The sequence below is a fragment of the Aeribacillus sp. FSL k6-2211 genome (assembly GCF_037966125.1).
Taxonomy (GTDB): Bacteria; Bacillota; Bacilli; order Bacillales; family Aeribacillaceae; genus Aeribacillus; species Aeribacillus composti.
On record NZ_CP150190.1, the window covers coordinates 1,970,987 to 1,994,657 of the forward strand.

15 protein-coding genes and 2 pseudogenes are annotated in these 23,671 nt (G+C 38.2%); all 17 read left to right on the plus strand.

Annotated features, from left to right (window positions below; translation table 11 throughout):
- Positions 1 to 363: 363 nt before the first annotated feature.
- The 17 genes and pseudogenes from NSU19_RS09535 to NSU19_RS09615 all read left to right on the plus strand — a co-directional run bounded on the left by NSU19_RS09535 (position 364) and on the right by NSU19_RS09615 (position 23,661).
- The gene (locus NSU19_RS09535) at positions 364 to 1,212 is read left to right on the plus strand and encodes an N-acyl homoserine lactonase family protein (RefSeq protein ID WP_063389500.1); all 849 of its coding nucleotides are present in this window, start codon (positions 364 to 366) and stop codon (positions 1,210 to 1,212) included.
- Between the two features lie 111 nt (positions 1,213 to 1,323).
- Positions 1,324 to 2,505: an iron-containing alcohol dehydrogenase gene (locus NSU19_RS09540; protein WP_063389499.1), complete on the plus strand. Its 1,182-nt coding sequence runs from the start codon at positions 1,324 to 1,326 to the stop codon at positions 2,503 to 2,505.
- A gap of 496 nt (positions 2,506 to 3,001) precedes the next feature.
- Positions 3,002 to 3,401 (plus strand): annotated as a pseudogene (locus NSU19_RS09545) (transposase); the annotation flags it as partial.
- Between the two features lie 62 nt (positions 3,402 to 3,463).
- Positions 3,464 to 3,607 (plus strand): annotated as a pseudogene (locus NSU19_RS09550) (metalloregulator ArsR/SmtB family transcription factor); the annotation flags it as partial.
- A 380-nt stretch (positions 3,608 to 3,987) separates the two neighbouring features.
- Positions 3,988 to 4,464: a DUF2975 domain-containing protein gene (locus tag NSU19_RS09555; RefSeq protein ID WP_094245811.1), complete on the plus strand. Its 477-nt coding sequence runs from the start codon at positions 3,988 to 3,990 to the stop codon at positions 4,462 to 4,464.
- A 10-nt stretch (positions 4,465 to 4,474) separates the two neighbouring features.
- On the plus strand, positions 4,475 to 4,696 hold the full coding sequence (locus tag NSU19_RS09560) for a helix-turn-helix transcriptional regulator (protein WP_094245812.1): 222 nt from the start codon (positions 4,475 to 4,477) through the stop codon (positions 4,694 to 4,696).
- A gap of 269 nt (positions 4,697 to 4,965) precedes the next feature.
- Positions 4,966 to 5,709 (plus strand): amidohydrolase family protein, encoded by a 744-nt coding sequence (locus tag NSU19_RS09565; protein ID WP_066250671.1) that lies wholly within the window; start codon positions 4,966 to 4,968, stop codon positions 5,707 to 5,709.
- 918 nt (positions 5,710 to 6,627) lie between these two features.
- A complete protein-coding gene (locus NSU19_RS09570; protein ID WP_339199889.1) occupies positions 6,628 to 7,587 on the plus strand; it encodes a bile acid:sodium symporter family protein in 960 nt (319 codons plus the stop codon).
- Positions 7,588 to 9,193: 1,606 nt separating this feature from the next.
- Complete coding sequence (locus NSU19_RS09575) at positions 9,194 to 10,309, plus strand: IS4 family transposase (protein WP_339199891.1); 1,116 nt, start codon at positions 9,194 to 9,196, stop codon at positions 10,307 to 10,309.
- A gap of 392 nt (positions 10,310 to 10,701) precedes the next feature.
- Entirely contained in the window at positions 10,702 to 11,493 is a 792-nt protein-coding gene (locus NSU19_RS09580; protein ID WP_339199893.1) for an NERD domain-containing protein, read from the plus strand.
- Between the two features lie 738 nt (positions 11,494 to 12,231).
- A complete protein-coding gene (locus NSU19_RS09585) occupies positions 12,232 to 13,806 on the plus strand; it encodes a Vga family ABC-F type ribosomal protection protein (RefSeq protein ID WP_339199894.1) in 1,575 nt (524 codons plus the stop codon).
- A 482-nt stretch (positions 13,807 to 14,288) separates the two neighbouring features.
- Positions 14,289 to 15,566, plus strand: a complete 1,278-nt coding sequence (locus tag NSU19_RS09590) for an IS110 family transposase (RefSeq protein ID WP_339197673.1) — start codon at positions 14,289 to 14,291, stop codon at positions 15,564 to 15,566.
- A 913-nt stretch (positions 15,567 to 16,479) separates the two neighbouring features.
- Positions 16,480 to 17,400 carry a putative RNA methyltransferase gene (locus tag NSU19_RS09595; protein ID WP_339199896.1) on the plus strand — a complete coding sequence of 307 codons (921 nt, stop codon included), beginning with the start codon at positions 16,480 to 16,482 and terminating at the stop codon, positions 17,398 to 17,400.
- A complete protein-coding gene (abc-f, locus tag NSU19_RS09600) occupies positions 17,381 to 18,844 on the plus strand; it encodes an ABC-F type ribosomal protection protein (protein ID WP_339199898.1) in 1,464 nt (487 codons plus the stop codon). The genes NSU19_RS09595 and abc-f overlap by 20 nt, the downstream gene beginning before the upstream one ends.
- A gap of 1,222 nt (positions 18,845 to 20,066) precedes the next feature.
- Positions 20,067 to 20,714: a TetR/AcrR family transcriptional regulator gene (locus tag NSU19_RS09605; protein WP_063389479.1), complete on the plus strand. Its 648-nt coding sequence runs from the start codon at positions 20,067 to 20,069 to the stop codon at positions 20,712 to 20,714.
- Positions 20,715 to 20,810: 96 nt separating this feature from the next.
- The gene (locus NSU19_RS09610) at positions 20,811 to 21,953 is read left to right on the plus strand and encodes an acyl-CoA dehydrogenase (protein WP_339199900.1); all 1,143 of its coding nucleotides are present in this window, start codon (positions 20,811 to 20,813) and stop codon (positions 21,951 to 21,953) included.
- Positions 21,954 to 22,017: 64 nt separating this feature from the next.
- Complete coding sequence (locus NSU19_RS09615; protein WP_339199998.1) at positions 22,018 to 23,661, plus strand: AMP-binding protein; 1,644 nt, start codon at positions 22,018 to 22,020, stop codon at positions 23,659 to 23,661.
- The last annotated feature ends 10 nt before the right edge of the window (positions 23,662 to 23,671 follow it).

Consider the following 23,671-nt stretch of genomic DNA (forward strand, 5'->3'; position numbering starts at 1 on the left):
GATTATTAATCCTTTTTTATGGTGAAATTTTTCAACAGTTTTTAGTAAAGAAGCTTAAAAATCCCTTTGTTTGTAAGAAGCTTTTTTTGGCATGCATTTTGCATTTAAATTGATGAGCAAAAAATAAGGAGGGGGAAAGTAGAACGAATGATGAATGAATAGAAAAAAAGAATATACTGCCTCTATTCTTTCAGCAGTATTTCTTGTACTGTATAAAGAAAGCGCTTACGGAATTTGGAATATGTTGTGGTAGAAATGGCTGAATGTTGAAACAAAAACAAGAACACATTTTTACATGTCGTCATTTAAGAATTATCTCATGTCTTGATTGACATTTTCTATTTCATTATAGGAGGGTTTTTTATGGCAAACATTATTAAAAAACACCCGAAACTGTATGTAATGGACAACGGCCGAATGAAAATGGACAAAAACTGGATGATTGCGATGCACAATCCAGCAACCATTGACAATCCGAACGCGCAGACTGAGTTTGTCGAATTCCCGATTTATACCGTTTTAATTGACCATCCTGAAGGAAAAATTCTTTTTGACACGGCATGTAATCCAAATTCCATGGGTCCTGCAGGCCGCTGGTCTGAAACGACGCAAAAAACGTTCCCATGGACAGCGAGCGAAGAATGTTACTTGCATAACCGACTTGAGCAATTAAAGGTCAGACCAGAGGATATTAAATTTGTTGTGGCATCTCATCTTCATCTCGATCATGCGGGCTGCTTAGAAATGTTTACAAACGCAACCGTTGTCGTACATGAAGACGAATTTAACGGCACATTACAATCTTATGCCCGCAACCAAAAAGAAGGGGCATACATTTGGGCAGATATTGATGCATGGATAAAAAATAATCTTCAATGGAGGACAATCAATCGGGATGAAGATCATGTTGAACTTGCGGAAGGGGTGAAAGTTTTAAACTTTGGCAGCGGTCATGCTTGGGGAATGCTTGGTCTTCATGTACACCTTCCTGAAACTGGCGGCATCATTCTTGCATCTGATGCGATCTATACGGCAGAAAGCTACGGGCCGCCAATCAAGCCACCTGGAATTATTTATGATTCTCTCGGATATGCGAAAACGGTCGAACGAATTCGCCGGATTGCCAAAGAAACAAATTCCCAAGTATGGTTCGGGCATGATGCAGAACAATTTAAAGGATTCAGAAAATCGACGGAAGGATATTATGAATAAAATTTCCCGGAGTTTATATAGAAGAAATGGGTGGAAACGTCCATTTAGATTTTAAAGAACACAAATGTCGATGCTTTAAGAGAACATTCCAGGGTGTGAAGGAGGAGAGTCATGACACATTCAAAGCTAGTTTTTACACCTTTATGTTATACTGGATGGGGTTCGTTAAGCCAGCTTGTTCCGGAAGTTGAAAAATATCAACCTAAGAAAATTCTTGTTGTGACAGATCCGGTGTTGAATGACATAGGGCTCGTTGACCGCGTCACATCTCCATTACAAGAAAAAGGATACAGCATTGATGTATATACTGACATCGAACCAGAGCCTCCGCTTCAAATCGGAGAAAAGCTTGTCGCCTATACGAGAGAAAACAAATTCGATCTCGTCATAGGTTTAGGCGGAGGAAGCGCAATGGATTTGGCAAAGCTTGCAGCAGTCTTGTCTGTTCATAAAGGAACAGTGGAAAGTTATTTAAATTTAACAGGTACAAATCAAGTAGATAAAAAAGGTCTCCCCAAAATTTTGATACCCACAACTTCCGGAACGGGCTCTGAAGTCACTAATATTTCTGTCTTATCTTTAGAAAGTACGAAAGATGTTGTAACACATGATTATTTGCTCGCTGATGTAGCAATTATTGATCCGGAACTAACTGTCACTGTCCCGCCGAAAGTGACCGCTGCAACGGGGATCGATGCATTGACACATGCAGTGGAAGCATATGTCTCAATCAATGCCAATCCGGTAACAGACGGTCTTGCCCTGCAAGCGATGAGACTGATCAGCCGTTCCATCCGTAAAGCTGTGTTAAACGGAAATGATAAACAGGCGCGGATTGATATGAGTTACGGCAGCTATATTGCCGGATTAGCTTTTTTTAATGCCGGCGTGGCAGGCGTACATGCTTTAGCCTATCCGCTTGGAGGACAATTTCATATTGCCCATGGCGATTCCAATGCAGTTTTATTGCCATATGTGATGGGCTACATCCGAAAAAGCTGCCAAAAAAGAATGGTGGACATATTGAATGCTCTAGGCGAGAATTCAAGCTATTTGTCTGAAAAAGAAGCTTCCTATCAATGTGTCGAGGAACTAAAAAGATTAGTGGCAGATGTCGGAATTCCGACAACTTTGGGAGAATTCGGCATTCCGGAAAGTGCGATCGAAAAATTGACGGAAGACGGGGTGAAACAAAAAAGATTGCTCGCAAGAAGTCCAATGAAGCTTAATAAAGAAGATATCCGAACCATATATCAGTCAGCCTTTCAAGGGATAGTAACGGAACCGTCATAATTGTCGATAACTTGAGTTTTATAATTCACAGTTGAAAGGAAGATAAGGGCCAGATTTTTGATATTATCCCCTTATAGTTAGACAGAAAAAAGAAAGGGATGTCACTGTCTACTAGAAGGGGGTATTTTTATAGGTAAAAATTAAAAAAACATACAATAAAGAATATAAATTAGATGTTGTGAAGAAATATTTTGATGAGGGAAGGGCAAACCGTGAAATCATGGATCACTTTCACAACTCTGTTTTTGCAAAATAAAAGTGCAGAGAATTACAAAATCCTTACGCAGTGATATACAAGGTGCTTTACATGGAGGGGGAGACATGAAAACCTTTTTTGGTTTTGCCAAAACTGTTGAAGCTGGTGCTTGGCTAAAGAATCATGGCTACAGAGGATCCATGCCAAGCTCTTGATGGATAGATCGCATATATGTATATTTATACAAAATTTGGATATAGATATACTGCAAAACTCTGTATTTTTTTCTTTCAGAAAACAACATGTCAATTAGGAACAAAGCAATGCCGTTCGAAGAAACGTTATCGAGTGGCCATCTTTCGTGACATCCATGGACATGAGATTCGCATTGTAGCCAATGTTTTGACTATCGGCGGAAAAGATCGCCGATATGTATCAAAAACGTTGGACGGTCGAGATCTTTTCGATGGATCAAGCAGTATCCTATTTGGGACAATAGAAAAAGCAGTCTACAATTAGTCGTTTGCGTCGTCATTGCCTGCGTGCTGTTAAGATGGCTATAGAAGTAGGTTCAAAAGGGGCTTACTTTCATTTCTTTTGAACGTCAACTTCTTTTTGGACAACTTCCTCTCAATTGGCAATCGGAGTTGCCTTGTTTAAGTATTCTCAAAGTTTTGGAAATGACATACCTAATTTTTGATAATCAACAGTCGTGTTGTAAAATATTAAAAAATAAGACATTGACTTCCAAAATATCGATATATTAACGAAGCGTTTAAAGCCATTGCTGATCCCACTAGAAGAAAGATTCTTTCCTTGCTGAAAAGTGGGGATTTAACCGCTGGTGAAATTGCTTCCCATTTTGATATGCAGAAACCGAGCGTGTCGCATCATTTAAAAATTTTGGGTCTTCGGAATATATGGTGGAATTACTTTTTTAACAGTTTGAAAACAATGGATGCCTAAATCGGATTATTTGGTGGAATGTTGAGTGATGTGTTGTGAGAAAGTTTAAATATTCTAATGAACAAGAGTGTTGCAAATAAATTTTCCAATGCCTTGTAAAAGTGTTACGACATACTGGAAAAAAGAAATTTATTGTTATGACTGTATTAGGTATTCAAAGCATCTCTGTCTAAAAAAAGAGATGCTTTTTTATTTCACACCAACAAAAGAAATTACAATAGTAAAACAACAATAATATATTAATTAATAACAATAATTTATTGCAAGACAATAAACTTTGTATTAGGATAATAATAACGGTAAATAAGTGAGGTGCTTTTATGGAACGAGGAACAACACTCTTTTTAAAGATAGCTGTTTTTCTTATTGGGATTACGGTACTTGCTTTGTGTATATTTTTGTTACCTTGGTTAGCAAATTATACCGCAGAAATGTATCCAGAATATGCTTATTTGCAATATCCTGTATTAATTGGTTTGTATGTAACTGCAATACCATTTTTCTTTGCTTTATATCAGACTTTAAGACTTTTAAACAACATTGATAAAAACAATGCTTTCTCGGAGTTTTCAGTAAATGCGTTAAAAAATATAAAATACTGTGCAAATGCCATTAGCATTTTATATGTAATAGGTAGTATTTTTCTTATATCACAAAATGCCTTACACCCTGGAATAGCACTTGCAGGATTTATAATTATCTTTGCTTCATTTGTGATTGCAGTTTTTTCTGCGGTTCTTCAAAAGTTGTTAAAAAATGCCATAGAAATAAAATCAGAAAATGATTTAACGGTCTGAGGTGAAAAATATGGCAATTATAATTAATATTGATGTGATGTTAGCAAAAAGAAAAATGAGTGTAACAGAACTATCTGAAAAAGTTGGAATCACTATGGCTAACATTTCTATTTTGAAAAATGGAAAAGCAAAAGCGATTCGATTATCAACTTTAGATGCTATTTGTAAGGCTTTGGATTGTCAGCCTGGGGATATTCTTGAATATCAAAGTGATAAGGATACCCAAGAATAAATAATCAAATAATTAATTTAATAAGGGGTTGAGAATTTATGAAGAAATCGTTACTTTTATCAATTTCATTTTTGATAGTTATGTTTTTATCGGCTTGTACGGATAATTCTATGGAACCAAATGAGAATAACATGATTTTAAGTATAACAAATAATGCTAATTTTGATTTTTAATCAATAGAAATCAGCATTGATAAAATTACAGGCGGTATGAGTAATGCTGATGGTTCCAAAATACAAAAAGGAGACACATTTGAATGGGGTAATCTGATGAAAATATTTGATGCGCATTTACATATTATTGATCCAAAGTTTCCTTTATACGAAAATCAAGGCTTCTTGCCCGAGCCATTTACAACAGAGGATTATTTACAACATGTAAATACAGTTGATTTAGTAGGTGGAGCAATTGTTTCAGGCTCTTTTCAAAAGTTTGACCAAACATATTTGTTGGATGCATTACAAAAACTAGGAAAGAATTTTGTTGGTATAACACAGCTTCCATACGATACGTCCGACGAAGAAATTATTGAGCTAAATAAACACGGTGTCCGAGGACTGCGTTTTAATGTGAATCGCGGGGGCTCTGAGGACATTCGTCGATTAGATTATTTTGCTAAAAGAGTTTATGAGCTAGCTAATTGGCATACAGAATTGTATATTAATTCAAAAGAGCTGCCGGCTATCAAGCCAATTATCGCCCAACTTCCAGCAGTATCCATTGACCATTTAGGCTTGTCGAAGGAAGGATTTCCACATTTGCTTGCATTAGTTGAAATGGGTGTACGTGTAAAAGCAACAGGATTTGGACGAATTGATTTTGACCCGGTTGAAGCGATGAAAAATATCTATAAGGTGAATCCAGATGCCCTCATGTTTGGAACGGACCTGCCTTCTACAAGGGCAAAAAGACCATTCCGGTTTTCAGATATCGAATTAATCCAAGAGCATTTTGATGATAAAGCAGTTAAAAAAATCCTTTATCAAAATGCAATGGAATGGTATTGTAAATAAAGTAAAGTGGAATTAAGTGCGAAAAAGGGAAATATAAAGCGAAAGTTTTCAAAAAAATTAAGAAAAGTAAACATTTCACGCCTTTTTATTGCATATTTATATTTTATTCAAACAAAGCATATACGACAAAATGGGATGTCTATTTAGATGGCATCCTCTTTTTTTGTTTTGGAGAAAATGGATTATGTCATGTTCTTCGCATGGAACTGTTTTTAACCTGCAGTTTAAAAAAACACATTGACTATCCAGTCAATTTTAATAACGAGATTTAACAAAAAATTGGATAAGGAAATTAAATGTAGTATAATGTAAAAAAATGTCTCGAGGATAATCAATGACTCTGGTCTCTCCCGTTTTTTATTTTTCCACAGTCAAGGAAACCAATCTGCAAGTAAACCGACGATCAGCGTGCAAAATGAAAATACTATATTTAATTAAAGGCGATCCAGCCAATTTGCGAATACGATAAATGCATTGATGTTCCCAAAATCGAAAACACTCAGGAACAACCGACTGCATGGCTTCATGTCAATTGACCGATACTGATTGCAATTAATATTGGATAGATCGTCGTATATACACGGGTACACTGGTCAACGTTTGTTTGCATCGTTTTCCTCTCCCAATAATTAATGAATAGTACATTATAATTCTTCTGGGTATTCCAGATGCCATTAAGAGCGTTAATCCTTATAAATCAACAATATGAATGAATTTCATCACTCTAAATCCTTGTACATCAAAAGTTTCAAAACAAAAAAGAGTGCCCACAAAATATAAATAAAAAAGGAAAACCATACTCTTTACAGGTTTTCGTTATATAGTAACCTATTATTTTTATAGTTGAAACAGTTGAAACTTTTTGAATATTAAATGTATAATAGCTTTTGTATTCATAAATTGGAAGGGGAAGAAATAATGGGGACTCTTGTCAAACTAAGCAATTTTGTCAGCAATACTTTTGCAATTTGGGTACTAGTATTTGCGGCATTAGCTTTTTTTGAGCCTAAAGCATTTACATGGATCGCCCCTTACATTGTGCCGTTACTAGGTATTGTCATGTTTGGAATGGGATTGACCTTGTCAGCCAATGATTTTAAGGAAGTCTTCGCACGTCCGATAGATGTGCTGATTGGGGTAATCGCCCAATTTTTTATTATGCCGCTTTTGGCCTTTTTGCTCGCTACCTTATTGCCTGTTTCACCTGAAGTAGCGATCGGCATCATTCTTGTTGGCTGCTGTCCTGGCGGAACGGCTTCAAATGTCATGACGTATTTGGCAAAAGGTGATACGGCGCTTTCAGTCGCTGTTACGTCCGTGTCAACCTTGCTTGCTCCCATTTTAACACCGTCCTTAATTTTGCTGCTTGCAGGGAAATGGCTGTCCGTTTCAGCCGATGCTCTGTTTTGGTCAATCGTGAAAGTTGTACTTATTCCTATTATTCTCGGACTGATTGTACAAATGTTGTTTAAAAAACAAGTAAAAGCAGCCGTTCAAATTCTTCCGCTCGTTTCCGTTATCGCTATTGTGGCTATCGTGGCTGCTGTCGTCGCTCAAAACCAGCAGGCTATCGCAAAAAGCGGGCTTCTTATTTTCCTTATCGTCGTTGCTCATAATGGGCTTGGATTGCTGCTCGGCTACTGGTTTGCGAAGCTGCTTAAAATGTCAGAGCCGAAACAAAAAGCGATTTCGATTGAGGTCGGCATGCAAAATTCCGGACTTGGAGCTGCGCTGGCGACTGCTCATTTTTCGCCTCTTGCCGCTGTTCCAAGCGCAATTTTTAGCGTTTGGCATAACATCTCTGGACCGATTGTGGCGACCTATTTCCGTAAAAAAAGCGAAAAGAAGGAAAGCAATCAATCAACGATTACAACATAACATAGAAAAAAATATAAAGATTAGCAACACAGACCAAGGGCAAAGGTCTGTGCTGTTATTTTTGTAGTAAAAAGTGGTACTTGAGTTACTTTAAGGGCTAAATCTGTTGCTGTTGTTCCGTTAGGCAGCTCGCCAACAAGTCTTACTCCGATGACCGTGACAGAGCCAGAACTATGAGAGTTCGTACTAAAAACTGGCCAACTTCACTGTCCTTATCAGAATCTGTTTTAAAATATTGGATCCATGAGATCGTGTATAAGAAAAGAGAATCGATAAGGTTATGTGAAGATTTCTACAAATCATTGAAGAGGAATGAATAATTGGCAAAGTGTAATGGCATTCGTAGTTAGAATGGAAAAAATTTTTTGTCAATTCAGCTGTGAAATTTTCCATAATCACGCACAGTTTGAAATATGGGCGCAGTTTTATAAGGTGGCGTTTTCAATTTGCCGAATCATTCCACATGATTGTTCCAAAACGGCGTTGGCGAATTACGGCAGTGTGTAAAAGTCAATCCATTAAGACAGAAGCAGGTAAGTTTCTGCTTTTTTTAGTTTTATGACAATATTCGACAGCATTTTTTGTGTCTATTATGTATATTTTGGACTAGAAAGAGTCAATAGAATGAGGGAGAAAAGTCCTACTTGATTTTAAGCTTTGAAATTCAAAATGCATTACTACAAATTTGAACGCATGAGAAAAGCTGGGAAAGCTAATGAAGAAACGTTTATAAACATTTAATCAGTAAATTTCTGGAGGGTGCAATTTAAAAATGTGCAGCTACAAAATTTTTTTCGAGCAGATCATTCAAAACTGTATTAGTAAATTGACTTATTATCTATTACATTAACGATCATCATGGATACAGTGTTCGTTTTCAAAAAAAAAAGGGAGTGGGAAGTATTAAAAAAGATCTTTCATCGCTTAAGAAGGTTAACTTAAAATGATGAGAAAGCTTTTTGTTGCGATCACCGACGAATTACTAGTTGGCAAATTATAAGAATTAATGCTTCGGCTAAATGAATAAAGCTTGATTAGAGTTATATTTTTAACATTTGTCTTTTTGAGCTAAAACTAACATTATCATGAGTGTATTCGGCATTATCAGGACTTTTAGAAATAATTTTAGGTTTATATGAGTAAAAAAAGCGTTAATAGGTAAGACGATACCCTTTATAAATGTTTTTTGGCATTGGGAATCGCTTCAAGGTAACTGATTAAATATTCATTCGTATTTAGTGATTAATTGTGACAAAGATTAAAAATATAAATTTCAATAGCTTGGGAGGTTAATATGGGAGATGTTCAATCAAAAACAGTCAATGCTTTTTGTCTTTTCCTTGTAACGATTCACTTGCTTATTCTCTATTCGTTCGTTTTTATGACAGACAAATTAGATACTAGGCTTGGGCAAATGGGTTCTCTGATTACATTAGTTTTAGGAATAGTCTTTTGTTATCAGTCCTCACTAGCATTGCAGTAATTAAATCTGATGATTCAAAATACTAAGAATGTTCAATTTTTTATTGATTTCGAAACAAAAAAATCCTTTACAATGGAAGTACAGGTGGTTCCTGCCCAAATCCAATCGTAAAGGATAACCATTATGGACAAGAATACACTAATTTCATCATTTGGTAAATGGGTTTCACCCATAAATATTCAAAAACTTAGCGAACAAGTCAAAGAATTGAAACAGGACTATTACACAAAAAAGCTGACAACAGAAGCCTATATTAAACTTTTATTGGTAGCCCAGCTGCTCGAATTTAAGAGCTTAGAGGAAATGAGTGATGCACTTGTAGACGAAGATCTTCAAAAAGCACTCGGATTTGAATCGATAAGTGCCTCTCAGCTATCCCGAAAAAACAATCAGATCAACTCACTCATTCTTGCCAATTTGTTCTTGGATCTTGTTTGGAAAATTCAACGGTACCATTGTCAAAACGGAAAGAATATGCCACTGAAAATCATTGATTCAAGTACACTCCCGTTGAATTTGACCCATTATAAATGGGCAAAATTCCGGAAAACAAAAGCTGGTGTAAAGCTACACTTACGGCTCGTTTTCATGGATAAAGACACCGTCTATCCTGAAAAAGCAGTGATTACGACAGCAAAAGAACATGACCGAAATCAACTCGAAGTCCTAGTGGATGATCAAGAAGCCATGTATGTGTTTGACCGCGGTTATGTGGACTATGAACGTTTTGATCGGATGACAGATGATGGCTATTTCTTCGTTTCAAGACTGAAGAAAAACGCAGTCATTCGTGAAGTCTATACATTTTCACTTCCTGATGATTGTCACGTTCTATCCGATAAAATGGTCTACATTGGTACCACACAAAATCGTACTGAAAATGTCTTTCGTCTACTAGAAGTTATGGACACAAAAGGGAACTTACTTCGTTTCATCACCAACCGATTTGATTTAAAACCAGAAGAGATAAGTGATATTTACCGATCTCGCTGGGCTATTGAACTCTTTTTCAAATGGCTCAAGCAACACGTAGAAATTAAGCACTTTTATGGAATGAGTGAAACAGCTATTCAAAATCAAATTTTCTTAGCCCTGATCACGTATTGCTTACATGTTCTCATTCAATTGGAGATGAAAAGTAAGAAATCCCTACTTCGAATTACTCGTTGGTTAAAGAGAGCTCTGTGGAAACCAGCTTATGTTTGGTTGCGAAAATTTGATGGGCGAGCCAGTCCATAATCTCCCTTTTGTCGTTGTCGCTCTGGTTTAACTGTATATATTTACCAAATGGGCAGTGCCACCTTTCTTTAGGTTTTGTCTTTTTGGCACAAATTCACAAAAATTAATTAACAGAAAATTCTAACTATATTTATGCAATGCTAATGATCAGTCCTATAAAATTAAATCCCCGTTTAGATATATTTTGCTAATAACAACGGCTTTTGTATCAATTTTAGCAGTACTAGTATTGCTGATATTCTTAATTGCTTGTTTTTAAAAGAAGGATTATGCACTCCTTTATATTGTTTCAACAATTTATGCTGAAAAAAAACAATACGATAAGAATTGAAAGAAATCAATAAAGCAGTCTGCAACAGTATACAGTAGATGCAGCAAGGAAGGGGAATAGAATGAATACGAATCTTTTCTATACATTCCTTCTTTTATTCTTGTTTGCCTTGTTAGCAAGATGGTTCAAATCGAAAGAAGCGGAATGGCTTGGATCGCTTGGAGAATATAAAGTCCGAAAAGAAATAAATAAGATAGAAGAATCGTCTGAAAAATACAAATCTTTTCATGACTTGTATATTCCGAAACAAGATGGCTCCACTTCGCAAATAGATCATATTATTCTTTCTGATCATGGGCTGTATGTGATTGAAACCAAAAATTACAGCGGTTGGATTTTTGGTGATGAAACGTCAAAATATTGGACACAAGTCATTTACAAACGAAAAGAAAAATTTCTTAATCCAATTTTTCAAAATAAAGGTCATATCAGGGCGTTAAGAAACTGGCTTGGGGAGGAGTTTGCACATATACCAATTCACTCGGTCGTCGTGCTTCTGCCGCGGGCAAAGTTCAAATCAGAAGTTCATTTTTCCAATGCATACGTTATTTATCCAAAACAGCTGAAACAAGTGCTTGAGCAGCATAGAACAAGCGAGATCGACGGAGAAACAAAACAACAGTTGATTCGAAAATTAGAAACTGTCATTGTCAAGAACAAGCAGCAACAAAAAGAAATAAAAAAGCGGCATGTACAAACGATTCAAACAAATAGAAAGCAGGAGGATCGATATATTCAGCAAAGCCGCTGTCCGAAATGCGGCAGCGCTCTAGTAATCAAAAATGGAAAATATGGAAAATTTAAATGCTGCAGCACCTATCCCAAATGCAGGTTTACACAAAAGATTCGCTAATTTTCTCTGTTGTAGAATAATTGAGGGAGCAATTGTACTCCCATGAAATATGAGTTAAATTCCAACTTCTGTGTGTGAACTCGTTTTATGGTTGGCTAACGAAACAATTTTTTGCAAGGAGCAAAAAAGTTACATGTTATTAACATAAGAACTACCATTTAATCATTTACTCTCGTAAAGCTGCCCTTGCTGCATCCATATATTCAATCCTCTGCAGGCGCGATCATAAATCTTTTGTTGTTCATCAAATGCAGTTGGGACGTTTTCTAATCCCAAAAATACCTTGATACGTTTTATTATTGCTTCGTAATATTTAATTTTGTCAGGCTGTCGATGTGTAAACGTGACGAAACTCCTCGAATGCTATTTATGTATGAGTTGAATGTAAAAAATTTGTTCCATTAACAAAAATGTTTTTTATTTACAAATAACATTTGACAATTCTTAGTAAATCGTTTATAGTAAATTTAAACTTAAGATCGGAAGGGTGAACTGACCTAATGAAGTACTAATCCTATTTATGAAAGGTTACAATTGAAGGCTATGTTTAGCAGACAATCTCTGCTGTGTTTGCAATGACTTCAATTGTCGTTTTTTCAGAATAGGATTGGTCTTCTATAGGTGGATCTAAAAGAATAGTTTCTTTTTGGTGTGCCCCTAAATATTTATGCCTCCTATTCTGAATGTATATAGGAGGCATTTTTTTGTCTCCTAAGTTAGTACAAAGGAGATGTTCATATGCTCTTATTAGAAGCTCATCATATAAAGCACTATGTACAGGATCGTTTATTACTAGATGTGGATCGATTGGAAATCCATCAAAAAGATCGAATTGGATTAGTTGGTCGAAATGGAAGTGGGAAAACGACGTTACTTCATATTTTAGCTAAAAAAATTTCTTCAGAGGAAGGGAGCGTTATTCAACATACTCAATGTGAACTTTTGCCGCAGTTTAAACGAACAGATACAACAAAAAGCGGTGGTGAAGTGACGCAAGAATATATTCAAAAAGCTTTTGTGAAAGATCCAGAGCTTTTACTTGCAGACGAACCAACGACAAATCTCGATACAGACCATATTGAATGGTTAGAAAAGAAACTGAAAGAGTGGCAGGGGGCATTTATCATTGTTTCACATGATCGCGAATTTTTGGATGCTCTTTGTACGACCATATGGGAAATCAATGAAGGAAAGATTAAGGAATATACAGGCAATTACAGCGATTATATAAAACAAAAAGAAGTAGAGAGACGTCAAGAACAGTTAGCGTATGAAAAATACGAGAAAAAGAGAAAGCAGTTAGAAGAAGCATTAAAATTAAAAGAGAAAAAAGCGGAAAGAGCAACAAAGACTCCTAAAAAGGTAAGTAAATCAGAGGCGAAAATTACTGGAGCGAAGCCGTACTTTGCCAAAAAGCAAAAGAAGCTGCAAAAAACAGCGAAAGCCATTGAAACGAGATTAGAAAAACTTGAAAAGGTAGAAAAAGTGAAAGAACTCCCGCCGCTTAAGATGAACTTGCCGAATGCAGAAGCGTTTAAAAATCGAATTATCTTACGTGTAGAGGATGTAACAGGCAGGATTAGCGAACGTGTACTTTGGAGCAATGCAAGCTTCTATGTACGCGGTGGTGATAAATTAGCGATTATCGGTCCAAATGGAAGTGGAAAAACGACGCTTGTAAAAAAGATCATCAACGAAGAGCCTGGCATTACACTTTCCCCGGCTGTGAAAATGGGGTACTTTAGCCAAAATTTAAATATTTTAGATGTGGAAAAATCTATTATTGAGAATGTCCAGTCTTCTTCTAAACAGAATGAAACACTTATTCGGACGGTTCTTGCGAGAATGCATTTCTTCAGAGATGATGTCTATAAGCCTGTAGAGGTTTTGAGCGGCGGTGAGCGGGTAAAAGTTGCACTGGCAAAACTATTTTTAAGTGATATCAATACGTTAATTTTAGATGAACCGACGAATTTTCTTGATACGGAATCTGTTGAAGCATTAGAGTCTCTTCTAAAAGAGTATGAAGGAAGCGTGATCTTCGTCTCCCACGATCGCCGATTCATTGAAAATATCGCTACACGAATTTTGGCAATACGTAATCAAAAGATTGCACTTTTTGAAGGAACCTATCAGCAATATAAACATGCTCAACTGCAAAAAACTCGAGACACTGCAAAAGAAAAACGTCTCTTACTCGAAACAAAAATATCAGAAGTACTAAGTCGCTTAAGTATCGAACCATCTAAAGAATTAGAAATGGAATTTCAAAAACTTTTACGAGAAAAAAGGGAATTGGACAAGTTTGAATAATTGCGAAGAATTCTTTTTTGAACCAAAGGTAATTTCGATGTATAGCTTTTATTTAAAGAGCAATACCAATATCGTCTTGGACAGTTGAGCAAAAAATACAGAAAAGATTTTACAGGAAGTGATGAAACTGCTTGGATCACGATCATTTAAAGCTTATAAAATGATCACGTGTATGTGTTAAGCACAAAATGCTGTCACAAACTTCAGGTATTATTGTTTTCTAAAGGGATCAGATGGTGGAGAATCAGGGAGATTAATGGACAGCTTCTTCAAGAAAATGTTGTATAAAAGCGGAATAATTGCTAGTTTTCTTTGACTTTTTCAGATAAGATCTCTATAATAATCGGTGTACTGAAAATTTAAAGGAGCATTCCTGTTAGAAGTTTTTTCGGGGACTTGAATAAAAAAAGCCCTCTTGGTATGATTCGGGGGTGTCAATCGCACGAATTGACCCCTAATTTGGATACCAAGGAGGACTATACATGAATTCTATCTCAAACAAGAAGATTAATCAAGTCACCGATCAAACGCTGGTTGTTGGGATGGATATCGCAAAGAAAAAACATTATGCCTGCTTTGTGGATGAGCGAGGAAGGGTGTTAAAAAAGCCGTTTCCCGTTCTGCAATCGAGAGAAGGATTGGAATGGTTGTACCAGTGCATCGTGGAAGCCATGAAGGAATTTGGAAAAACCGAGGTGATCGTTGGCATCGAGCCAACGGGACATTATTGGCTCAATCTCGCTTACTTTCTTGACGAGAAGGGCATTCCTCTCGTCATGACAAACCCGATGCACGTGAAGCGCTCCAAAGAGCTGGACGATAACCTTCCAACCAAGCATGATGCGAAAGACGCGCTCGTCATTGCCCGGTTAGTGAAAGACGGCCGATTCAGCTATCCGCGCATTCTGAAAGGGATGGAGGCCGAACTGCGCGTTGGAGCGACATTTCGCTCCAAATTGGTGGAAGAACGGGGAGCGATTCGAAATCAAATGATTCGCTGGCTTGATCGATATTTTCCGGAGTTTTCCCAAGTCTTCCCGTCATTTGGGAAAATGGCGCTCGCGGTGCTGGAATATACGCCATTTCCGAGTGATCTGGCAGGAAAAGAGCTGGAAGAGGTGCTGGCCCTTTACCAGCAAAGTGAGGGATTACAATCGCCACAAAAGCCGAAAGCGAAGAAGCTGATGGAACTGGCCCAACACTCCATTGGCGTAACGGAAGGACAACAGATGGCCCGTATCGAAATCGCCACACTTGTCCGCCGGTACCGCCAATTGGAGAAAGAAATCGAGGCACTGAATGAGCAACTGACAGAACTTGTGCAAACATCCGTGGAATACGAATGGCTCAAAACTGTTCCGGGCTTAGGGGATGCGACGATCGTGGAACTGTTATCGGAAATCGGGAGTTTTTCCCACTATCAGGATCCGCGCCAATTATTGAAACTTGCGGGACTGACCTTACGGGAAAACTCCTCCGGCCAACACAAAGGGCAAAAACGGATCTCCAAGCGTGGAAGAAGGCGGTTGCGCGCCCTCCTCTTCCGCGTGATGATGCCGATGATCCGCCACAACGAAGCGTTTCGGCAGCTGCACGACTATTACACGACACGTCCTGATAATCCGTTGCGGAAGAAGCAATCGATTGTGGTGTTATGCGGAAAATTATTGAAGGTATTGCACGCTGTATGTACGAAGCACCAAGCGTTCGATGCGAAGCGAATGATGCAGGACATCTTTGGCCTCGAAACGGCTGCTTGATGCCTATAGTCTCGATTCTCTAGACAACAAGGATGACACGGAGAAGCTGGCGCGATATCATCCATTCGACCTTGAGTCCCTAAAGGAGCTTAGCCGGCCTCTGCCTGATGACTAGACCGAACGAAGGAATGTAGGCGCAAGGATGCCAAGAGACATGGGAGGGTTCGTCATCATCAGCGATGCAGAGATCCACGGTGCATCCCATACGCTTCCCCCACTACAACCAAATTTAACCAGTAGTGGCCGCGAAGCGTACCCAGTCAATGTAAGATATACACATATTTAAGAAATAATGTTAGGAACTTTGTCGAAAAATATTTTTTTGACACCCCTGAAACGGCTACAACCGTTGATATATCAACATTTATAGAGGGAGGATTATTAAAAAGTGTATTCTGTCAGATTGCGTTTCCCAGCTTTGAACTAAGTAATTAAATACGTTCAAAGGCTCTGCTTGTGAATGCAGAGTAATGGGAGCAGTCTGTCCTTTTTTAATAATCTTCATTTCATATAGAAAATATGTAATATGAAGACAGACGGGTCTCGTCTGTCTTTTTTATATATGTATAATTATCCTTCTTTTATTTAGCAAAAGGAAGGTTTATCCCGCTTTAACGGGCAATAAGTCCCCGCTTCAAGACTAAAGCTGAAATAATAAGTCTAAGTGGGGAATAACTGCCCGTAAAAGCCCGATTGGTTTAGCTAACCATCAGTGGGGATGAAGGCCGATTAAAAACGCAGCGTCATCATTTCTTCATCGGCACTAGCACATGTCGCCCACTGATGGAAGTTTCACTTTATTTGGTGACGGCTTCAAATAGCCCCGTAATTTAAATAAGGATGGGTCTTCTTCCCTTTACTCTGAATCACAGGCAGATCGCCTGTGTTTTTTATTTGGAAAGGGAGAGATCACATGACCAAAAAAATCAAAAGTGCAGAACTTGTTAGTGAATTTGTAGCGGCATTCAGATGTCCACTCTGTAAAAGTTCGATGAGGGTTGTTGATTTGAAAAGCCTAATATGCTCTAAAAATCATACTTTTGATTTCACTAAACAAGGATATGTAAACTTGATGACTCGTTCCTCTACTAGTCATTACAAGAAGGAATTGTTTGAAGCAAGACGCAAAATCATTATGGAAAGCGACTTATACACATTCGTGCATGAAGCGATTGCAAGGTCGATAAAGGAGTATATGGACGTTTCTTTTAAACCTTTAATGGTTGCAGATGTAGGGTGCGGAGAGGGCTCCCATTTACAAAGGATTTTGGACGAATGTAAGGTTTCGGCAATGACTGGGGTTGGTCTTGATATTTCAAAGGAAGGCATTGCCATGGCTGCGAAGAGATACGAAAACCAAATTTGGATGGTAGGCGACTTGGCAACATCACCGCTTGCGGATCAATCGTTTCATGTAATTCTAAATATCTTATCTCCTGCCAATTACAAAGAATTCAAGAGGATATTAGTCGAAGATGGACTTGTCATTAAAGTTATTCCTCGTCCTCATTATTTGAAAGAGCTGAGAGATGAACTATTTGATCATAACGAAAAAAAGTTCTATAAAAATGATCAAACAGTGTCGCTTTTCAAAAAACATCTCCATCTACTGGATGTGCAGCATTTATGTTACACAAAGAACCTTAATAAAGCTGATCTTAAACACTTGGTGCAAATGACCCCGCTAGCATGGTCTGCGGATAAAGGGCGTATTGATGCGTTTATAAATCGGGATTCGACTGAGATCATGGTGGATTTGGAAATTTTAGTAGGCGTAAAGAAAACATTTGCAACAAGAATGGGGGCTGCGAATCATGGAAAAAGTATTGATTGAGTTAAATAATATTGAAGTTTCATTTTCCGGCCAACTTGTATTAAATATTCCTCGACTGGCCGTACACCAATTTGATCGTATCGGGATTGTCGGAAAAAACGGGGCCGGAAAGAGTACGTTGTTGAAGCTTTTGGCAGGCCAAATTACGCCTGATAAAGGTCAAGTACATCGCTTTGCCGATTTTGCTTATTTTGATCAGCTGTCAAGACCGATTAAACGTGAAATCGATTATAAATTGCTAGGAAGGTTGTCAATCCCGCAAACAGAAGTGAAAAATTTAAGCGGCGGAGAACAAACTCGTTTGAAATTAGCGGAAATTTTCTCCACCTATCATGAAGGTTTATTAATAGACGAGCCGACAACACACTTAGATGAGGACGGTGTGCAGTTTTTCATTGATGAGCTAAGTTATTACTATGGCGCGCTTGTTCTTGTAAGCCATGATCGCCATGTGCTGGATGAACTCGTTACAAAAATTTGGGAGGTAGAAGACGGGCGTGTAACGGAATATACGGGGAATTATTCAGACTACGCAGAACAAAAAAAGCTCACTCGGAATAGACAGCTTAAAGAGTACGAAAAATACGTGAAAGAAAAAACGCGTCTTTTAAAAGCAGCTGAGGAGAAAATGAAAAAGGCTGAAAAAATTACTCAGCCAAATAAACGTATGTCAAAAAAGGAAACAAAAGCAAAGGCAAATAAAATGTTTATGACGAAATCAAAGGATACAAGCCAAAAGGCGATTCAACGTGCAGCAAAAGCGATTGAGCAGCGTGCGGAGCAACTCGAAGCAGTAGAGGCGCCAAAAAAGGAACAAACCCTTTATTTTCCTCAGCCAGCTGCTCTCAAACTGCACAATAAGTTTCCCATTATGGCGGATCGATTGACGCTTAAGGCAGGAAATAAAATTCTGCTTAAAGAAGCCAGTTTCCAATTCCCATTAGGGAGCACGGTCGCTATCACGGGAAAAAATGGTTCAGGGAAAACAACACTCCTTCGTCATATCATCCAGCAAGGGGAAGGAATTATTCTTTCTCCGAAAGCTGTCATCGGATCATATAAACAAATGGGCTATCAATTTGAAAAGAACGAAACAGTAGTTTCATTTATGAAAGAACGAAGCGACTATCATGAAAGTAAGATTCGTGCAGTTCTGCACGCAATGAATTTTACAGGAAATGATTTAGAAAAGAACGTCCGCAATTTAAGCGGTGGCGAAGCTATCCGTCTAGTTTTGTGTCAACTATTTTTAGGAAGATACAATATACTGATTTTAGATGAACCGACCAATTTTTTGGATGTTTTTTGTATTGAAGCGTTAGAGCGTTTTTTAAAAGGATATGAAGGAACTGTTATCCTCGTATCGCATGATCGCATGTTTATTGATCGTGTCGCAGATCATATATATGTCATGGAAAACCAACAATTGAAGCTAAGAAACTGAAGCAGGGAAGACGTTCCTGCTTCTTTTTTATAAGAATCCTTTTTAGGCGGGTGATTTTTTAATAAGAAATTGTATAGTGTGAACGCTTATTTTTCAAAAATAGAACTATGTGCTAAATGAACATTGAAATAAAATAACGAAAATAATTAAACAAGAAGGTAAAGGAAAAATGGAAGTTTAAGGAGAAGAAAAAGGATTAAAAACAGAGAATTCTTTAAAGGGCATCAAACAGAAGCATAATGGATGCTTTTCACTCTAGATCAAACAATCAAAATAAATTTGCTATTTACTGATTGTTAAAGTTTTTAATAAAAATGTTATGTTAACTGTATGGTGAGTCGGGATACAACCAAAGATTCCAGCCCTTTGTTTCTTTGTGATACAGTTAGAAAAAAGAGGATGGGTGATTGGGAATCATTCATTTTTCCATTGGTCATGTTTGCTTTTCTTATTGCTTTTGCACGTGCAGTGTTCTTGTAGTCAAATCATTAGTCATGAGAAAAGTTCAGCACAAATTGATAAGAAGTTGGATAGAATCATTGAACTGTTAGAGAAACAAAGCAAAGGATAACCTATTCTTTTAGACGGTTTAAGGAGGCCGTTTTACAACATAGAATTAGACAAAAACTAACCTAAAAACATTGTGTCTGAGGGGGAACGATTGCCTTCAGGGAGATTTCAAGAAGTACCTATTTATCCAACTGCACCCAAATGTATTCCGATCCTGCGGCACGAACATTGTATCTGTACCAATGGATGAATTTGGAATGAGAATTTATGAAACATGCAAACTTAGATTAATACATACTATTCCGGAATTTTTTTAAGTCAGGAAAGAAGAAAAAAACAACTATTGACTCTTGTGCGAAGATATCAAACGATTGTTTTATAAGAGAGAACAAATCAAAGCAATATCTGTGTCTTCTTGATCAGTTCCTTACCTACAACATTCATCTGGCAACCCGATGTATCATGCCTTGATAGCGATGGTTAGATTTAAAAAATCCTAAACGGTACTGCACAAGCAAACTAAGGAGTTCAGTAAACGCTTTCAAAAAAATTCTTCTGTACAAAAAAGAAAATACCCACAAAATTTTGACTCAATCTTATTAAACGAGGATTGACATTTGGGGCATTTATTACGTATTTTATAGATAACAGCTATAAAATATTTAACTTTTCTGAAAATTGTGTTAATATAAGCTGATGAAGGAGATTTTCTATGGCAAATAAAACTTTAAAAGAAAGAATTATCGATACGGCTCTGCATCTTTTTGAACAATACGGCTATCATGGGGTTACTGTCGATCGGATTGTCACAGAAATCAACGCATCAAAAGGCGGCTTTTATCATAATTTTAAATCAAAAGATGAACTTCTTTATCACATTCACGACGTGTTTATCACCTATGTGCTCAACAAGGCACAGGCGGCCTATGAAAACTACAAAACCCCAACAGAGCGTTTATGTGCTATTATTCAATCATTTGTAAAAGTATTTCATTTATATAAGCCACATATAACGGTGTTTTATCAAGAAAGCAATTATTTAAAGCCGGAGTATGCACAAAAAATTAATGAAAAGCGTGATGAGTTTAAGCAGGTGATTTTTCGGGTCATTCGCGAAGGAATTGACGCAGGCGAGTTTCGCCCAGAGCTTTCAGTGGAAATTACAGGAATGACGATTATTGGCATGGTGAACTGGACGTATAAATGGTATAAGCCGGAAGGGCCGATGACAATCGAGCAAATTGCCGACTATTTTATTGATTTTATTTTGCATTCTGTCCTTACAGAAAAGGCTAAGCAAAAGGCGGAAAATATCATTTATTTCATCAAAAGCAAGCAGGCTTCGCTTCAATCATTTTAAAATTTAAAAAATGATTTTTAGTTAACGTAAATTTTTCATGAAAAACAAACCGACTAGTCGGTTTTATAATAATATGTTAGAAATGGGGGAGAGAGCATGAATTTTGAACTTACAAAAGAGCAACAGATGATTAAAGAAATGGTGAGGGAGTTTGCTGAGAAGGAAATTGCACCAAACGCAGCGAAATGGGATGAAGAAGCCTATTTTTCCATCGAAATATTCAAAAAGATGGGAGAGCTAGGGCTATTGGGAATCCCGTTCCCAGAAGAATATGGCGGAGCTGGTGGCGATACGATTTCATATGCTGTTGCTGTAGAGGAAATTGGCCGCGCCTGTGGCGGAACAGGTCTTAGCTATGCTGCTGCTGTCTCATTAGGTGCAAGCCCTATTTACTATTTTGGTACAGAAGAGCAAAAGCAAAAGTGGCTTGTTCCAATGGCCAAAGGAGAGGCGTTGGGAGCGTTTGGGTTAACTGAACCGAATGCCGGTTCAGATGCTGGCGGAACCCGAACGAGAGCGGTGCTTGACGGAAATGAATATGTGATTAATGGAGAAAAATGCTGGATTACGAATGCAGGGCATGCAAGACAAGTGATTGTCACCGCAGTGACCGGAAAGGATGACAAGGATAAAAACATCATCTCTGCTTTCATTGTTCCAACAAACGCTCCGGGATTTACGATTCAATGCAATTACGACAAAATGGGTGTCCGTGCCTCGAATACGTGCGAGCTTGTGCTTGAAAATGTACGCGTGCCGAAAGAGAACATATTAGGGGATCCGGCAAAGGGATTTAAGCAATTTTTATATACTCTAGACGGCGGTCGCATTTCGATTGCTGCTCTTGCCGTTGGCATCGCTCAAGCCGCGTTTGAGAAAGCGCTTCAATATGCGAAGGAACGGAAACAATTTGGTCAATCCATTTCTAAATTCCAAGCGATTCAATTTAAGCTTGCCGATATGGCGATGGAAATCGAATTAGCCCGCAGCATGGTGTATAAAGCGGCCTGGCTAAAAGATCAAGGGAAACCATTTACAAAAGAAGCCTCTTTCGCTAAACTGTTTGCTTCTGAAGCTGGCTTCCGCATATGTAATCAGGCAATTCAAATTCATGGAGGATACGGGTATATGAAAGAATATGGGGTCGAGCGCCATTTGCGCGATATTAAGCTCATGGAAATTGGTGAAGGCACATCAGAAATTCAGCGGCTCGTTATTGCCCGTCAGCTTGGATGTTAAAGGACAGAAAAAATGGAGAGGATGAAAATTTATTTAAACAAAGGAGGCGCATGTTATGACGGAGATGTTAGAGGTTACGGTTGGCAAACTATTAGAAGAAAAAGCGAATGCTTATCCAGAGCATGAGGCTGTTGTGTATGCAGATCGCGGACTTAGAATGACATACAGGCAGTTTGATGAATATTGTCGTCTTGTTGCTCGAAGCTTCATGAAACTGGGCATTCAGTCAGGAGAGCATATTGCAATTTGGGCAACCAACACTCCTGAATGGCTGGCATGCCAGTTTGCTACAGGCAAAATGGGGGCTGTACTTGTGACGGTCAACACGAACTACCGTACAGCTGAATTAGAATACTTATTGAAGCAATCAGATTCCACGACCCTTCTTTTAATCGAACAATATCGCGATACCTCTTACATTGACACGATCTATGAGATTGCCCCGGAGCTGTACGAATGTCAGCCAGGACAGCTGAAGGCGAAGCGTCTTCCACGTCTAAAAAATGTCATCGTTCTTGGTGATAAGCGTTACCCTGGCACATATACATGGAATGATCTTTTGGCGATGGCTCAAGATACCGCTGAAGATGAACTCGATCAACGAATGAACTCCCTTGACCCGCATGATGTCATCAACATGCAATACACTTCAGGAACGACAGGATTTCCAAAAGGAGTTATGCTCAGCCACTACAACATTATCAACAACGCCTACAATATTGCTCAATGCATGAAACTCACGAAAGATGATCGTTTATGTATTCCTGTGCCATTTTTTCACTGCTTTGGCTGCGTGCTTGGCGTCTTAGCATGCGTCTCTGTCGGCGCTACGATCGTACCAATTCAAGAATTCAATGCTACCCAAGTGCTTCAAACGGTTCAAGATGAAAAATGCACCGCTTTACATGGTGTGCCGACCATGTTTATTGCTGAGTTGAACGATCCTGATTTCGAAAAATACGATCTGTCTTCATTGCGGACAGGAATTATGGCGGGATCAAATTGTCCAATTGAAGTAATGAAGGCGGTCATCGAAAAAATGGGAGCTAAAGAAATTACGATTGCTTATGGACAAACTGAATCTTCGCCTGTCATTACTCAGACGAGAACGGATGATCCTATTCATTTGCGCGTCGAGACAGTCGGGCGTGCTCTTCCAAACGTTGAAGTCAAAATAGTCGAACCAGGCACAAACAAGGAAGTACCGTGCGGTGTGCAAGGAGAGCTATGTACGCGAGGCTATCATGTCATGAAAGGATATTATAACAATCCGGAAGCGACGAAAGAAGCGATTGATGAGGAAGGATGGCTCCGTACAGGCGACTTAGCAATAATGGATGAAAATGGATATTGCCGCATTACTGGAAGACTAAAGGATATGATCATCCGCGGCGGAGAAAACATTTATCCACGGGAAATTGAAGAATTTTTATATCAGCATCCGAAAATTCTAGATGTTCAAGTGGTCGGTGTACCTGATGAAAAATACGGAGAAGAAGTAATGGCGTGGATTATTTTAAAACCAGGGCAAACTGCGACGGCTGAAGAAGTTCAAGAATTTTGCCGCGGAAAAATATCGCGTCATAAAATCCCCCGTTATATTGAATTTACCGATTCGTATCCGATGACAGCATCCGGAAAAATTCAAAAATTTAAATTGCGCGAGCAGGCTAAACAAATTCTTAGTACAAAGACAACCCATGAATAGGAGGAGTTGC

Coding starts and splice junctions, on each gene's coding strand:
- NSU19_RS09535 (WP_063389500.1), top strand. CDS start 364: ATGGCAAACATTATTAAAAAACACCCGAAACTGTATGTAATGGACAAC.
- NSU19_RS09540 (WP_063389499.1), top strand. CDS start 1,324: ATGACACATTCAAAGCTAGTTTTTACACCTTTATGTTATACTGGATGG.
- NSU19_RS09555 (WP_094245811.1), top strand. CDS start 3,988: ATGGAACGAGGAACAACACTCTTTTTAAAGATAGCTGTTTTTCTTATT.
- NSU19_RS09560 (WP_094245812.1), top strand. CDS start 4,475: ATGGCAATTATAATTAATATTGATGTGATGTTAGCAAAAAGAAAAATG.
- NSU19_RS09565 (WP_066250671.1), top strand. CDS start 4,966: ATGAAAATATTTGATGCGCATTTACATATTATTGATCCAAAGTTTCCT.
- NSU19_RS09570 (WP_339199889.1), top strand. CDS start 6,628: ATGGGGACTCTTGTCAAACTAAGCAATTTTGTCAGCAATACTTTTGCA.
- NSU19_RS09575 (WP_339199891.1), top strand. CDS start 9,194: ATGGACAAGAATACACTAATTTCATCATTTGGTAAATGGGTTTCACCC.
- NSU19_RS09580 (WP_339199893.1), top strand. CDS start 10,702: ATGAATACGAATCTTTTCTATACATTCCTTCTTTTATTCTTGTTTGCC.
- NSU19_RS09585 (WP_339199894.1), top strand. CDS start 12,232: ATGCTCTTATTAGAAGCTCATCATATAAAGCACTATGTACAGGATCGT.
- NSU19_RS09590 (WP_339197673.1), top strand. CDS start 14,289: ATGAATTCTATCTCAAACAAGAAGATTAATCAAGTCACCGATCAAACG.
- NSU19_RS09595 (WP_339199896.1), top strand. CDS start 16,480: ATGACCAAAAAAATCAAAAGTGCAGAACTTGTTAGTGAATTTGTAGCG.
- abc-f (WP_339199898.1), top strand. CDS start 17,381: ATGGAAAAAGTATTGATTGAGTTAAATAATATTGAAGTTTCATTTTCC.
- NSU19_RS09605 (WP_063389479.1), top strand. CDS start 20,067: ATGGCAAATAAAACTTTAAAAGAAAGAATTATCGATACGGCTCTGCAT.
- NSU19_RS09610 (WP_339199900.1), top strand. CDS start 20,811: ATGAATTTTGAACTTACAAAAGAGCAACAGATGATTAAAGAAATGGTG.
- NSU19_RS09615 (WP_339199998.1), top strand. CDS start 22,018: ATGTTAGAGGTTACGGTTGGCAAACTATTAGAAGAAAAAGCGAATGCT.